Source organism: Bacillus sp. JAS24-2 (assembly GCF_008274905.1).
Taxonomy (GTDB): domain Bacteria; phylum Bacillota; class Bacilli; order Bacillales; family Bacillaceae_G; genus Bacillus_A; species Bacillus_A cereus.
This window is the reverse complement of sequence record NZ_CP031068.1, coordinates 3844452-3858351: the sequence shown is the minus strand read 5'-3', so window position 1 is coordinate 3858351 and position 13900 is coordinate 3844452. Positions and strand designations below refer to the sequence as shown.

Sequence of the window (13900 nt, the reverse complement as noted above, 5' to 3'; positions counted from 1 at the left end):
ATATATGTGGACGGTTTTTTGTATGTGTATAGTAAAGATAAATTTTTTAGCGAATACGTTGTTCAGTTTGGTTATCAAAGAAATGCGCTTTATTCATATCAAATGCTAATTTAATTTGGTCACCAGGTGAAAACGTATGTCTTGCATCTACACGTGCCGCAAAATCTTGATTCCCAAGTTTCATATATAAAATGGATTCAGCACCTAATAACTCAGCGACTTCAATTTTTGTTGTGAAGGCAGTAGATTGTGAAGCTTCTAAAAATAGTAGTTCATCATGAATGTCCTCTGGACGAATACCTAAAACAATTTCCTTATTTACATAGCCTTGTTCACGTAGCATCTTCATTTTTCCTTCAGATACTTTAATTTTTATAGTATTGTCTATAACGAAATCGGTTTCAGTCAATTTACCACGGAAGAAATTCATCGCTGGTGAGCCGATAAATCCACCCACGAAAATGTTTTCTGGCGTTTCGTATACTTCTTTTGGAGTTCCAATTTGTTGGATTTTTCCATCCTTCATAACGACAAGACGCGAAGCCATAGTCATTGCTTCTGTTTGGTCATGTGTTACATAAATTGTTGTTGTTCCAAGGCGATGATGTAGCTTAGAAATTTCTGAGCGCATTGCAACACGGAGTTTAGCATCTAAGTTTGATAATGGTTCATCCATTAAGAAAACTTTTGCATCTCGAACGATTGCTCTACCTAACGCAACACGTTGGCGCTGTCCACCTGATAATGCTTTCGGTTTTCTATCTAAATATTGTTCAAGTCCTAAAATTTTTGCTGCATCTTTCACACGACGATCGATTTCATCTTTTGGTATTTTTCGAAGTTTTAATCCAAATGCCATATTATCATATACACTCATATGTGGATAAAGAGCGTAGTTTTGGAATACCATAGCGATATCTCGATCTTTTGGAGGAACATCATTCATTAGTTTACCATCAATTGAAAACTCGCCTTTTGAAATATCTTCAAGTCCAGCTACCATTCGTAATGTTGTAGATTTTCCGCATCCAGAAGGACCGACAAATACAATAAATTCTTTATCTTGAATGTGTAAATTAAAATCAGTTACAGCTGTTACGTTATTATCATATATTTTATAAATGTTTTCTAATTTAAGTTCTGCCATGGTATTTCCCCCTAGAAATAATTATGCAAACGTTTTCTTTGAGTTCATTATAAACGAATAGATTCAAAAAATAAATAAAAAAATAAAACGTTTTCATTTATTGGAGATTTATTAGTGGTTTTCATATGTTTTCTTAGAAAAAGAACAATAAAAATTGTAAGCGCTATTTTAAATTGAGATAGAATCTGTTATCATTCATTAATGAAAACGTTTGCGCCTTAAAAAAGAGAAAAATGAATGATGAATGAAATGGGGTAGCATAATGGAAAAACAATGGTGGAAAGAAAGTGTAGTATATCAAATTTATCCTCGTAGCTTTATGGATAGTAATGGTGATGGTATAGGAGATCTTCAAGGGATTATTTCAAAGCTAGATTACTTAAAAGAGTTAGGGATTGATGTGATTTGGTTATCACCAGTCTATGAATCTCCAAATGATGATAATGGTTATGATATAAGCGATTATTGTAAAATTATGAACGAGTTCGGAACAATGGAAGATTGGGATGAGCTATTACATGAAATGCATGAACGTAATATGAAACTTATGATGGACTTAGTTGTTAATCATACTTCGGATGAACATAATTGGTTTATTGAATCACGTAAATCAAAAGATAATAAATATAGAGATTACTATATATGGCGCCCTGGAAAAGAAGGGAAAGAACCGAACAACTGGGGAGCTGCTTTTAGTGGATCTGCATGGCAGTATGATGAAATGACGGATGAATATTATTTACATCTGTTTTCTAAAAAACAGCCAGATTTAAATTGGGATAATGAAAAGGTAAGACAAGATGTTTATGAAATGATGAAGTTTTGGTTAGAAAAAGGAATTGATGGCTTCCGTATGGATGTTATTAATTTTATTTCTAAAGAAGAGGGATTACCAGCTGTTGAAACAGAAGAAGAGGGGTATGTTTCAGGTCATAAGCATTTTATGAACGGTCCAAACATTCATAAATATTTACATGAAATGAATGAGGAAGTATTATCGCATTATGATATTATGACGGTTGGTGAAATGCCTGGTGTAACGACAGAAGAAGCGAAATTGTATACTGGAGAAGAACGAAAAGAGTTGCAAATGGTATTCCAATTTGAACATATGGATTTAGATTCAGGAGAAGGTGGAAAGTGGGATGTAAAACCATGCTCACTTCTTACTTTAAAAGAGAATTTAACAAAGTGGCAAAAAGCATTAGAGCATACCGGATGGAATAGCCTTTATTGGAATAATCATGATCAGCCTCGCGTTGTATCTCGTTTTGGTAATGATGGAATGTATCGCATTGAATCAGCAAAAATGTTAGCGACAGTTCTTCATATGATGAAAGGAACGCCATATATTTATCAAGGAGAGGAAATTGGAATGACGAACGTTCGATTCCAATCAATTGATGAATATCGAGATATTGAAACGTTAAATATGTATAAAGAAAAAGTGATAGACCATGGTGAAGATATAGAAAAAGTAATGGAATCTATTTATATAAAGGGTCGTGATAATGCTAGAACTCCGATGCAGTGGAATGATCAGAATCACGCTGGATTTACAAAAGGTGAACCTTGGATTACTGTAAATCCTAACTATAAAGAGATTAATGTGAAACAAGCAATCCAAGATGAAGGTTCAATTTTTTATTACTATAAGAAATTAATTGAACTACGCAAAAATAATGAAATAGTTGTGTATGGATCATATGATTTAATATTAGATAATGACCCTTCTATTTTTGCTTATGTAAGAACATATGGAGATGAAAAACTACTTGTCATTGCAAACTTTACTGCGGATGAAAGTGTATTTGAAATGCCTAAGGATATTAGTTATAGTGAATCAGAGTTATTTATACACAATTACGATGTAGAAATCGGATCAATAGATAACATTCCATTACGTCCGTATGAAGCGATAGTGTTCAAATTGAAATAAGAAAAAGCCTTATGCCATTTCGAACTTGGCATAAGGCTTTTTTGGATTACCATTTTAATATGGAGAATCCATATGGAGGAAGTGTAACTTGTAATACACTTGCTTCCGCTGAAAATTCTTCGTTTGTATAAATGTTAATTATTTTCTTACCAGTAACATGAAGAGGGAGTGAAACTGTAACTTCACTATTAGTAGGGTTTAAAACGAAAAAGATAGTTTCATCCTCATATGTTTTCGTATAAGAAATATAATTATGTTCATCATTTGCTTCGATGAATTGAAAAGTACCATGTCCTCCAAATGCTTTATGTTGTTTACGTAATAAAATCAATGTTTGTATATGGGTAAATAATGCATGATCTTGTTCTTTAGTATCCCAAATCATACATTTACGGCAATCAGGGTCCATGCCGCCATCCATACCAATTTCATCCCCGTAATAAATACAAGGAGAGCCGATGAAAGAAAGATGGAATACATAGAGCAATTTCAACTTATTTTTATCTCCGTTGCATGTTGTTAAAATTCTTGGAGTATCATGGCTGTCTAATAAATGAAATGCTGCTTCATTTACATTCATAGAGTAGGAATGTAGAGATTCTGTAATTTGCTTCATGAATTCACTTGCTTTAATGGAATCGTTAGCAAAGTAAGAAAGTAGAGCATTTGTAACAGGATAGCTCATGACAGCATCAAATTGATCGCCTTGTAGCCACGGAAGGGCATCGTGCCAAATTTCTCCCAAAATATATACTTCAGGATTTAGTGTCTTTATTTCAGTTCGGAATTCTCTCCAAAAGTTGTGATCGACTTCATTGGCGACATCAAGGCGCCAGCCATCTATATTGAATTCTCGTACCCAATAACGTCCTACTTCAAGTAAGTATTCTTTTACATCTGGATGAGCTGTATTTAATTTAGGCATATACGGTGTAAAGGCGAAAGTATCATAATTTGGAAGTGGTTCGGTTATAATCGGAAATTCATGAATGTGGAACCACTCTTTATATGCGGACTTCTCACCATTCTCTAGTACGTCTTGAAATTTCTCGAAAAAGTATCCACTATGATTAAACACAGCATCGAGCATTACTTTTATACCGTGCTTATGACATTCTTCAACGAGCTCTTTAAAAGTTTCTTTCGTCCCAAATTGTGGGTCAATTTCCATATAGTCAATTGTGTCATATTTATGGTTTGAATGAGCTTTGAAAATAGGTGTGAAATATATTCCGGAAATGCCAAGCTTAACAAGGTAATCAAGGTTTTGAATAACACCAGAAAAATCTCCGCCGAAAAAATTAGTTGGAGTTGGATTCGCACTTCCCCAAGGAAGGGTGTTTTCTGGATTCAGCGTACTATCGCCATTAGCGAATCGCTCAGGGAAAATCTGATACCAAATGGTGTCTTTAATCCAAGATGGTGCTTTGAATACATCATCTGCATGAATAAATGGAAAACAGAAAAAGTTACCAACATCATCATTTGGAATGCTAGAAAAGAATCCTCGCTCTGCATAAATAAGAGTGTCTGTTTCAGATTTTAATTCAAACCCATAACGTAAGCGCTTAAATTTTGGTTCAATTGCAATGGACCAATAATCAAATAATGCAGTAGAACCCGTTTTTTTCATGGGTGTACTTGCTGATATCCATTTCCCGTCTTTCCATTCGTAAGGATCACCGTAAATAAGATCGGCGCTTTGAATATCATCTCTCTTAGTACGTACTCGGATGTGAATTGTTTGTTCATCATAAGCGTATGCATAATTATCTTTCGGCCTATGATAAATGGCTTCTTTAAACATATAGAAAATCCCCCTTCAATATCTCTATACATAGTATTCCCTTAAGTGTAATAATAAAGCCTGTATTGCAAACGATTGCCTTTCTCGTAGCTTTAATATTGCTTATAAGAGTAGTATTCATTTTATATAAAGTCAATGTATAAAGAGTATAATGACATAATTTTTAAATTAATATTTGCAAAATGAATAAAAGAATGTATAATGATAGACAAATAGCGCAAACGTTTTCATAGATTGAGATATTGTTTGCGCTTCAATTAAACTATTAAATGCAAACGTTTTCAGTTACTGAGGTACATAGACAATTTAGGGAGGTTTTTGGGATGAAGAAAGCATTATCATTATTAACGGTTTCAGCATTATCTATTGGTATGTTATCTGCATGTGGACCGAAAGATTCAGGGAAAAAAGAGGAAAGTAAAGCGAAAAAAGACTATGATCTTCTTGTTTGGGAAGATGATAAAAAAGGTGTTGGTTTAGAACCAGCAGTGAAAAGCTTTGAGGAAAAATATAAAGTAAAAGTAAAAGTTGTTGAAATGCAAATGACAGATCAAGTGAAGAAGTTACGCCTTGATGGGCCAGCGGGGACTGGACCAGATGTTGTAACATTGCCACACGATCAAATCGGAAATGCAGTAACAGAAGGTTTACTTTCTGAAGTGAAAGCAGATGATGCTGTAAAGAGTAAATTTACTAATTCATCAATAGAAGCACAGACATATAATGGAAAATTATATGGTTTACCAAAAGCAATTGAGACACCAGTCTTTATTTACAATAAAAAACTAATGCCAAAAGCGCCAGAAACGATGGACGAGCTGTTTAACTTCTCAAAAGAATTTACGAAAGATGGCAAGTACGGATTTTTAGCATTAGGAGATAACTTCTACTTTGCTAATGCATTCATGGCAGGTATGGGCGGTTATGTATTTGGTGAAAAAGATGGAAAGCCAAATGCAAGTGATGTTGGATTAAATAATAGTGGAGCAGTACAAGGTGCTGAATATCTTCAAAAATGGTACAAGGAAAAATTATTCCCAAAAGGTATTATCGGTGAATCAGGTGGGCCTGCTGCTGATGGACTATTCAATGAAGGAAAAGCAGCTTCTATCATGAATGGCCCATGGGCGTTCCAAGCAATGGAAAAGAACGGGATTGATTATGGCGTTGCTCCAATGCCGAAATTACCAAATGGTCAACCAATGAAAACGTTTGTTGGGGTTAAAGGATGGCATGTAACAAGTTTCTCTAAACAAAATGATTTAGCTACAAAATTCACTGAGTGGGTAACAAATGAAGAAAACGCAAAAATTCGATTTGAGAAAACAAAAGAAATTCCTCCAGTAAAATCAGTAATGGAAGATCCAATTATTAAAGATAACGAAGCTGCAAAAGCAGTTGCAACGCAATCTGAAAATGGAATTCCAATGCCAAACATTCCAGAAATGCAAGAAGTTTGGAAACCAGCTGGAGATGCGCTTCAATTAGTTGTTACAGATAAAGAGGCACCAAAAGCGGCGCTTGATAGTGCAGTGAAACAAATTAAAGGTAATATTGAGGCAAATCATAACAAGAAAAAATAAGGTGAAATTCGTGCCTCTAATATGAGAGGCACGAATTCTCTCCCTTCCATGTAGGAAGAAAAAAGGGGGAAGGAACATGCAAACATCTATGGAACCAGCAAATGGGTTAAACCATTCAAAGCATAGGAAAATGGCAACCATGTTATCAATCATTCCAGGCGTGGGCCAAATGTATAATAAACAATTTGTAAAAGGTCTTATTTTTCTAGTATTAACAGGTTCTTTTATTGTAGCCTTTGCTGATTTATTAAATATGGGATTATGGGGTATTGTAACGCTTGGTACAGAAGTTCCACGTGACCATTCTGTCTTTCTATTAGTAGAAGGAATCTTGGCCCTTATCGTTATCGCTTTTGGGCTAGGCATATATGCATTTAACTTATATGATGCATACCAAAATGGAAAGAAACGTGATAGCGGAACACCGTTAAATTCTGTAAAAGAGCAATATCGTAATTTGTTAGATCAAGGTTTTCCTTATTTAATGGTTTCACCAGGTTTTCTACTACTTATCTTTGTGGTCGTATTTCCAATCATCTTCGTAATTTTAATTGGATTTACAAACTATGATTTATATCATTCTCCTCCAGCTAAATTAGTAGATTGGGTGGGCTTTAAAAACTTTATTGATATTTTCACTTTACCGATGTGGAGAGAGACATTTGTAAGTGTATTCTCTTGGACTGTCATTTGGACATTCGTTGCAACAACATTACAAGTTGCACTTGGTATTTTCTTAGCGATTATCGTAAATCAGCCTGGTATTAAAGGAAAGGCGATTATTCGAACAATCTTCATTTTACCGTGGGCGGTTCCAGCATTCGTATCTATTCTTGTTTTCTCTGGTATGTTTAATGAAACATTCGGAGCGATTAACAATCAAGTATTAGCTTTATTCGGAATTGAAAAGATTGCTTGGATGACAGATCCATTTTGGGCGAAGATTGCTTTAATTATGATTCAAACGTGGCTTGGGTTCCCGTTTATCTTTGCGATGACAACAGGTATACTGCAATCGATTCCGGGAGAATTATATGAAGCGGCTACAGTAGATGGAGCGACAGCTTGGCAACAGTTTCGTAAAATTACATTGCCACTTGTGTTATATGCAACAGCACCAATATTAATTACGCAATATACGTTTAACTTTAATAACTTTAGTATCATCTATCTATTTAATGGTGGAGGTCCTGCTGTAGCTGGACAAGACGCAGGTGGAACGGATATTTTAATTTCATGGATTTATAAGTTAACGATGACTTCAGCGCAGTACGGAAAAGCAGCAGCTCTTACAATGATATTATCGTTAATTGTTATTACAGTTGCGTTATGGCAATTTAAGAGAACAAAATCATTCCAAGAAGAGGATATGATGTAAATGAATATTAAAAGACAGAAGATGTTACGTCTCTCATTAAGTTATTTAGTTATTTTCGTAATGTGTGCCATCATTTTCTATCCGTTATTATGGATTATTGGCTCATCGTTTAATCCAGGTGATAGTTTATCTGGATCAAGTATTATTCCACAAAATGCAACGTTAGATCATTATCGTAAGTTATTAGATCTAGAGAATAGTAATTACTTACTATGGTATAAAAACACATTAAAAGTAAGTGTTTTAACGATGATTTTCTCAGTGTTAGCAATTAGTTTTACCGCTTATGCATTTTCGAGATATCGTTTTGTTGGAAGAAAAAATGGTTTATTAACATTTTTAATTCTGCAAATGATTCCAAACTTTGCAGCGTTAATTGCTTTATACGTATTAGCTCAATTAACAGGATTAATTGATACACACCTTGCATTAATTTTAATTTATGTAGGCGGGGCTATTCCGATGAATACATGGCTTATGAAAGGGTATTTTGATACGATTCCGAAAGAACTGGATGAATCAGCTCGAATGGATGGAGCAGGACATTTTCGTATTTTTTGGCAAATCATTATGCCACTTGCAAAGCCAATCGTAGCGGTTGTAGCGTTATTTACTTTCATTGGTCCATTTACAGATTTCATTTTAGCGAGTATTATTTTGCGAACACCAGAAAATTATACTTTAGCAGTTGGATTATATGAAATGGTTGCGAAGAAATTCGGTAATGAATTTACAACGTTTGCAGCGGGTTCTGTGTTAATTGCGATCCCAATTTCAATTTTATTCCTATCACTACAAAAATACTTTATTTCTGGTTTAACAGCTGGAGGTACAAAAGGATGAAAAATGGGACATTACGTCCCATTTTTCTTTTCATCTCCCTATAAATAAGTTTATAGGGAGATGAAAAGAGATTTGACATCACATGTGAAAAGAAGTGAAATAAATAGTATATTATAGTATAGGAAAAAATAGCTATATCCCTTACAATACATGAAGAGGGAGAATAGGATTAGTTTTGCAAGATATAAGAAATGAAAGTTTATGACTTGCAATGAGTGCGAGATAAAATATATGAAAAATGGCAGAGAAATGAGAGGAGGGGGATTTTTATGACAGTTACAATTAAAGATGTGGCGAAGCAAGCGAATGTTGCACCATCAACAGTTTCTCGTGTAATTGCTGATAATCCAAGTATAAGTGAAAAGACAAAGCGCCGTGTTAGGAAAGTGATGAGTGAATTAGGGTATCATCCCAATTTAAATGCGAGAAATCTTGCGAACCAAACGACGAAAACACTTGGTCTTGTTATGCCAAGTTCTGCAAGTAAAGCTTTTCAAAATCCATTTTTCCCAGAAGTTATAAGAGGGATTAGTTCATTTGCACACGTAGAAGGTTATGCGCTTTACATGTCGACAGGTGAAACGGAAGAAGAAATTTTTAATGGTGTCGTAAAGATGGTACAGGGACGCCAAATTGGTGGCATTATTCTTTTATATTCAAGGGAGAATGATCGGATTATTCAATATTTACATGAACAAAATTTCCCGTTTGTTTTAATAGGAAAACCATATGATCGAAAAGATGAAATTACATATGTAGATAATGACAATTATACAGCTGCAAGAGAAGTGGCAGAATATTTAATTTCATTAGGGCATAAGCAAATCGCGTTCATTGGTGGTGGATCAGATTTACTTGTAACGAGAGATCGTTTAGCTGGTATGAGTGATGCCTTGAAATTAGCAGACATTGTATTACCAAAAGAATATATTTTACATTTTGATTTTTCGAGGGAAAGTGGTCAACAAGCTGTTGAGGAATTAATGGGACTGCAGCAACCGCCAACGGCAATTATGGCAACGGATGACTTAATTGGACTTGGTGTGTTAAGTGCTCTTTCTAAAAAAGGATTCGTTGTACCGAAAGATGTTTCTATTGTAAGCTTTAATAATGCTTTATTATCAGAAATTGCGAGCCCTCCACTTTCGACAGTTGATGTGAATATTTATCAGCTAGGATATGAGGCAGCAAAAGCTTTAGTTGATAAAGTAGAGAATGCAGAATCCACTGCAAAGTGTATCATTATTCCTCATAAATTACTAAAACGTCAAACTTGTGATCATTATGCATAAAAAAGCTAAGAGTTTAACTCTTAGCTTTTTTCATTAGAAAGGCTTCTAATCGGTCGCAGCCTTCTTTTAAAGTTTCGATACTATACGCATAGGACAAGCGAAGGTAGCCTTCACCGTATTCAGAGAATGCTGTTCCAGGAACTACAGCTAGTCCCGCTTCTTTGACAAGATCAAGTGCAAAATCAAATGATGAAGATGTCAAATGACCAACATATGGGAATAAGTAAAATGCACCTGTTGGCTTTTCAACTGTTAATCCCATTTGAGTGAGTCTATTATATACGTAATCACGGCGTTTTTTATATTGGTGGCGCATCATTTTTGGTGCGTCTTTAGCTGCTGTTAATGCTTCAATTGCAGCGTATTGAGCGATTGAAGTAGCACACGTTACATTGTATTGATGAACTTTTAATATGTGTCCTGCTAAATAACTTGGTGCAAATAAAAGTCCAACACGCCAGCCAGTCATAGAATGTGATTTAGATAAACCGTTAATGACAATTGTTTTTTCACGCATTTCTGGGAAATGAGCGATAGATGTATGCTTTTGTTCATATACAAGCTCGCTATAAATTTCATCTGAAAGGACGAAAATATTTTTATCTTTTAAAACATCTACAATATCTTTTAGCTCTTCTGTTGATAAAGTTACACCGGTTGGGTTAGAAGGATACGGTAGTACGATACATCTTGTTTTTTCTGTAATAGCATTTTTAAGCGCTTCAGCTGTTAAACGAAATCCAGTTTCACGAACATCTACAAAAATAGGCGTTGCACCGCATAATCGAATAATAGGTTCGTAGCCTGGATAAATAGGAGCAGGTAAAATTACTTCTGTTCCTGGCTCTAAAATCGTTCGGAATGCAACATCAATTGCTTCGCTAGCACCGATTGTAACGATGGTTTCGTTTTCAGGTGAATAATGTAAATCGTAGTTATCTTTTACGAAGTTACAAGCTGCCTTACGTAATTCTAGTAAACCAGCGTTATGTGTATAGCTTGTATAGTTTTCTGTAATAGCCCGTTTAGCCGCTTCTTTCACGAGAGAAGGTGTAGGGAAATCGGGTTGTCCAATTGTTAAAGAAATCAAATTATCATAGTTTTGAATCATGTTAGAGAACTGACGGATTCCAGAAATTTGGATGTCCTTCACTCTAGGGTTAATGAATTGTTCCATTGTATCTCCCTTTCTTCCGTTTGAAAATTAAGTTCATTTTATCATATTTTCTATGATTACGCTTTGTATATGTTATTTAGAAAGAGAGAGAAAAGAGAAAAAAAGCCGCTATAAGCGACTTTTTAATATCCGTATTCCCAATCTATTTCATCTTCATTCCAGAGTACAGAGGATACCTTGCCAAGGTGAACGACTGATTCGTTTACAGCACATGTGCAGTTTTCATCTCCCGCTTTATGCTGTAACTCTTCATATACTGATTTTTCAACATTTTCTAGAACAACCAAATTTTCTTCTTTTAAAACAAGCGTAGTACCCGCCATATTTATCTTCCTCCTACTAAAGTAATGATCACTTATTTGTAAACATAGATAGTATGGATTATATGCTGTATTTTGCTATAATTGTCCGTCTAAAAAAGTATTTTTATATTTTCTTTGTAATCCGTATTCATTGTATACTGCACGAAGGAAATTTGGTACAGGGTTTACAATCATTTCGAAAATCTGTAACAATTATTATGAGTTGTTAACAAAGAATTAACAAATATGTTAAGAAAAATCAAAATTTTAAAACAAATACACCTATAAAATGATATAATCATATCAAAATACATATAGGGGATGAGAGGTTATGGAGCTTATCCGTGATTTATTGATTCAAATTGCCATCATAATTTTGCCACTATTTTTATATGAAGCGATTCGTTTAAATCGCTATCAAGAAATGCCTCCGAAGCCAAATCGTTACTTTATTATGTTTTTATCTAGCGTTACGCTCGTTCTCTCCATGACATACTCTATTTGTTTTGGCAATGTGTGTGGGTATAACTTTCACCCCATTCCAATTGTCAGTGGTTTTTTATATGGTGGGATTGTTGGTTTAATCCCAGCGGTTATTTTTGTTGCATATGAATGGTTACTAAAGGGAATGAGCTTTCTTCCAGTTTTAGAAGTAATATTTCTATTGATAGTTCCGCTATTTTTATCAAAGAAATGGTCTCTTTTTTCAAGGGATAAGAAATTAATTTTAGCATTTATGATTTCATCATTTTATGTGCTTGTTTCTTTAGTATTAGGCATGATTAATGTTCTTTTGGAAACAGGATTTACACCGTATATTTCGCAAATATATAGCGGATTTATATTTGCCTCGCTTATCATGGTCATGACAATGGTATTTCAGGTGTATTTAACTGAATATTTAAATGAAAATGCATTGCTACGTACAGAGATGCAAAAATCAGAAAAGCTTAATATTGTAAGTGAGTTAGCAGCAAGTGTGGCACATGAAGTTCGAAATCCACTAACTGTTGTTCGTGGATTTATCCAATTGCTAGAAAGTACGGAAGATGTGAAGAATAAGGATTATATGCGTCTTGTATTAGCTGAATTGGATCGGGCGGAACAAATTATTTCAGATTACTTAAATTTAGCAAGGCCGCAAATTGAGAAAAAAGAACACATTTGTTTATCAGCCCAATTAATAGAAATGACCACTCTTATGTCGTCATTTGCAGCGATGCAAGGTGTATATTTACAAGTTGAAATTTCAGAAAGCCTTTATACGATTGGTGATAAGACAAAATTGAAGCAAGCTATTATGAATGTTGTTAAAAATGGTATTGAAGCAATTCAAGGAAATAAAGGATATTTAAAAGTAACAGCTATTCAAAAAGATGAAACAATCATAATAAGAGTTAAAGATAGTGGTGTTGGTATGACGAAAGAACAGTTAGCAAGGCTTGGGCAACCATATTATTCTTTAAAAGAAAAAGGGACAGGATTAGGACTTATGGTAACATTTAGTATTTTACAAGCGCATAATGGTACATTGGAATATAAGAGTGAAAGTGGAAAAGGCACTGAAGCAATTATTATATTACCAGCTGTACAAAATAAGGAATAAAAGTTACCGATGAAAGGTAACTTTTTAATTTATATTGTTTATTCATTTGTTTTTTCTTGTTTTGCTCGGCTAAATAAACTTTTAAATGATTGAAAGAAGCTTTGCTCTTTTGAGGCAGCAACCATTCTTTTTGTTTCTTGAATTTCTCGAATAACTTGCATAAGCTGTGCATCACGGTTACTGTCTTTGTTATAAATTTGACTAACAAGTTTATTCATTTTTTCTTCCTGTTTGGATTCTCGTTTATACATATGATTCATTAATAAGTCCATCTTTTCTTTTTGCAGTGCATCTGTTTGAGCGGCGTGATCGACTAACTCTTGAAGCATTTTTTCTTGAGAGCCTTCTTTTACATAAACTTGTTGCATCAATTCGTCTAGTTTCTCATCCTTTAAACGATTTTGTGTAATTAGAGTAGAATTTTGATGAATAATTGCTTCATTTAATTGAGCTAGCATTTCAAGTTTTAACATGAACTCCTCAAAGTTACGCCCATCTTCTTTTTCTTTCGTTTGTATCTCTTGCTTATCTTGTATAACTGGTACAGGTGGGGCCTCTTTTTCTTTTAAAATAATCGGTATCGTTTCTGAAATATCTTCTTGTAATGTAGCAGCTCTTTCGTGTATAGATTTCAATAGTTTTAAATCATCAAGTTTATAAATACGAGCATCAGCTGTTTTGGAAATCATATAACCATGTTCCTCTAACAGCTGACTATATTTGCGAACTATATGTTTTGGGATGCCTGTTTTATTCGTGACATCTTTCGTTTTATAGGTAGCTTCCATCATATTTCCTCCCCAAAAAGTATCGTATATATCATTTC

The 13900-nt window shown here is 34.3% G+C and carries 11 protein-coding genes; 6 read left to right on the top strand and 5 right to left on the bottom strand.

All coding sequences use genetic code 11. From position 1 onward, the window contains the following. Positions 1-46 precede the first annotated feature (46 nt). A complete protein-coding gene (locus DN407_RS19840; protein ID WP_000818931.1) occupies positions 47-1147 on the bottom strand; it encodes an ABC transporter ATP-binding protein in 1101 nt (366 codons plus the stop codon). Positions 1148-1409: 262 nt separating this feature from the next. Here DN407_RS19840 and malL point away from each other — a divergent pair, with 262 nt between their 5' ends. Further along, complete coding sequence (malL, locus tag DN407_RS19835) at positions 1410-3086, top strand: oligo-1,6-glucosidase (protein WP_000415178.1); 1677 nt, start codon at positions 1410-1412, stop codon at positions 3084-3086. A gap of 46 nt (positions 3087-3132) precedes the next feature. On the opposite strand, the gene DN407_RS19830 is transcribed toward malL, so the two are convergent. Further along, positions 3133-4893 (bottom strand): alpha-glycosidase, encoded by a 1761-nt coding sequence (locus DN407_RS19830; protein WP_000471776.1) that lies wholly within the window; start codon positions 4891-4893, stop codon positions 3133-3135. Between the two features lie 323 nt (positions 4894-5216). Here DN407_RS19830 and DN407_RS19825 point away from each other — a divergent pair, with 323 nt between their 5' ends. The 4 genes from DN407_RS19825 (at position 5217) to malR (ending at position 9989) form a co-directional block, all read left to right on the top strand. After that, positions 5217-6476 carry an extracellular solute-binding protein gene (locus tag DN407_RS19825; RefSeq protein WP_000709923.1) on the top strand — a complete coding sequence of 420 codons (1260 nt, stop codon included), beginning with the start codon at positions 5217-5219 and terminating at the stop codon, positions 6474-6476. 76 nt (positions 6477-6552) lie between these two features. Then, on the top strand, positions 6553-7854 hold the full coding sequence (malC, locus tag DN407_RS19820) for a maltosaccharide ABC transporter permease MalC (RefSeq protein WP_001194996.1): 1302 nt from the start codon (positions 6553-6555) through the stop codon (positions 7852-7854). Beyond that, entirely contained in the window at positions 7855-8697 is an 843-nt protein-coding gene (malD, locus tag DN407_RS19815; protein ID WP_001022608.1) for a maltosaccharide ABC transporter permease MalD, read from the top strand. Between the two features lie 269 nt (positions 8698-8966). Further along, on the top strand, positions 8967-9989 hold the full coding sequence (gene malR / locus DN407_RS19810; protein ID WP_000219053.1) for a maltose operon transcriptional repressor MalR: 1023 nt from the start codon (positions 8967-8969) through the stop codon (positions 9987-9989). Between the two features lie 13 nt (positions 9990-10002). Here the strand turns inward: malR and DN407_RS19805 are convergent, their stop codons facing one another. After that, positions 10003-11166 carry an aminotransferase A gene (locus DN407_RS19805; RefSeq protein WP_000434578.1) on the bottom strand — a complete coding sequence of 388 codons (1164 nt, stop codon included), beginning with the start codon at positions 11164-11166 and terminating at the stop codon, positions 10003-10005. 122 nt (positions 11167-11288) lie between these two features. Continuing rightward, the gene (locus DN407_RS19800) at positions 11289-11489 is read right to left on the bottom strand and encodes a hypothetical protein (protein ID WP_000929277.1); all 201 of its coding nucleotides are present in this window, start codon (positions 11487-11489) and stop codon (positions 11289-11291) included. 310 nt (positions 11490-11799) lie between these two features. Here DN407_RS19800 and kinB point away from each other — a divergent pair, with 310 nt between their 5' ends. Next, entirely contained in the window at positions 11800-13074 is a 1275-nt protein-coding gene (kinB, locus tag DN407_RS19795; RefSeq protein WP_000420369.1) for a sporulation sensor histidine kinase KinB, read from the top strand. 38 nt (positions 13075-13112) lie between these two features. Here the strand turns inward: kinB and DN407_RS19790 are convergent, their stop codons facing one another. Beyond that, on the bottom strand, positions 13113-13862 hold the full coding sequence (locus tag DN407_RS19790; protein ID WP_000388471.1) for a DUF3967 domain-containing protein: 750 nt from the start codon (positions 13860-13862) through the stop codon (positions 13113-13115). Between the last annotated feature and the right edge of the window lie 38 nt (positions 13863-13900).

What these genes read in the sequence shown, in the direction of transcription:
- DN407_RS19790 (WP_000388471.1), bottom strand. Translation starts at nt 13,862, where the DNA reads ATGGAAGCTACCTATAAAACGAAAGATGTCACGAATAAAACAGGCATC.
- kinB (WP_000420369.1), top strand. Translation starts at nt 11,800, where the DNA reads ATGGAGCTTATCCGTGATTTATTGATTCAAATTGCCATCATAATTTTG.
- malR (WP_000219053.1), top strand. Translation starts at nt 8,967, where the DNA reads ATGACAGTTACAATTAAAGATGTGGCGAAGCAAGCGAATGTTGCACCA.
- DN407_RS19825 (WP_000709923.1), top strand. Translation starts at nt 5,217, where the DNA reads ATGAAGAAAGCATTATCATTATTAACGGTTTCAGCATTATCTATTGGT.
- malD (WP_001022608.1), top strand. Translation starts at nt 7,855, where the DNA reads ATGAATATTAAAAGACAGAAGATGTTACGTCTCTCATTAAGTTATTTA.
- malL (WP_000415178.1), top strand. Translation starts at nt 1,410, where the DNA reads ATGGAAAAACAATGGTGGAAAGAAAGTGTAGTATATCAAATTTATCCT.
- malC (WP_001194996.1), top strand. Translation starts at nt 6,553, where the DNA reads ATGCAAACATCTATGGAACCAGCAAATGGGTTAAACCATTCAAAGCAT.
- DN407_RS19800 (WP_000929277.1), bottom strand. Translation starts at nt 11,489, where the DNA reads ATGGCGGGTACTACGCTTGTTTTAAAAGAAGAAAATTTGGTTGTTCTA.
- DN407_RS19840 (WP_000818931.1), bottom strand. Translation starts at nt 1,147, where the DNA reads ATGGCAGAACTTAAATTAGAAAACATTTATAAAATATATGATAATAAC.
- DN407_RS19805 (WP_000434578.1), bottom strand. Translation starts at nt 11,166, where the DNA reads ATGGAACAATTCATTAACCCTAGAGTGAAGGACATCCAAATTTCTGGA.
- DN407_RS19830 (WP_000471776.1), bottom strand. Translation starts at nt 4,893, where the DNA reads ATGTTTAAAGAAGCCATTTATCATAGGCCGAAAGATAATTATGCATAC.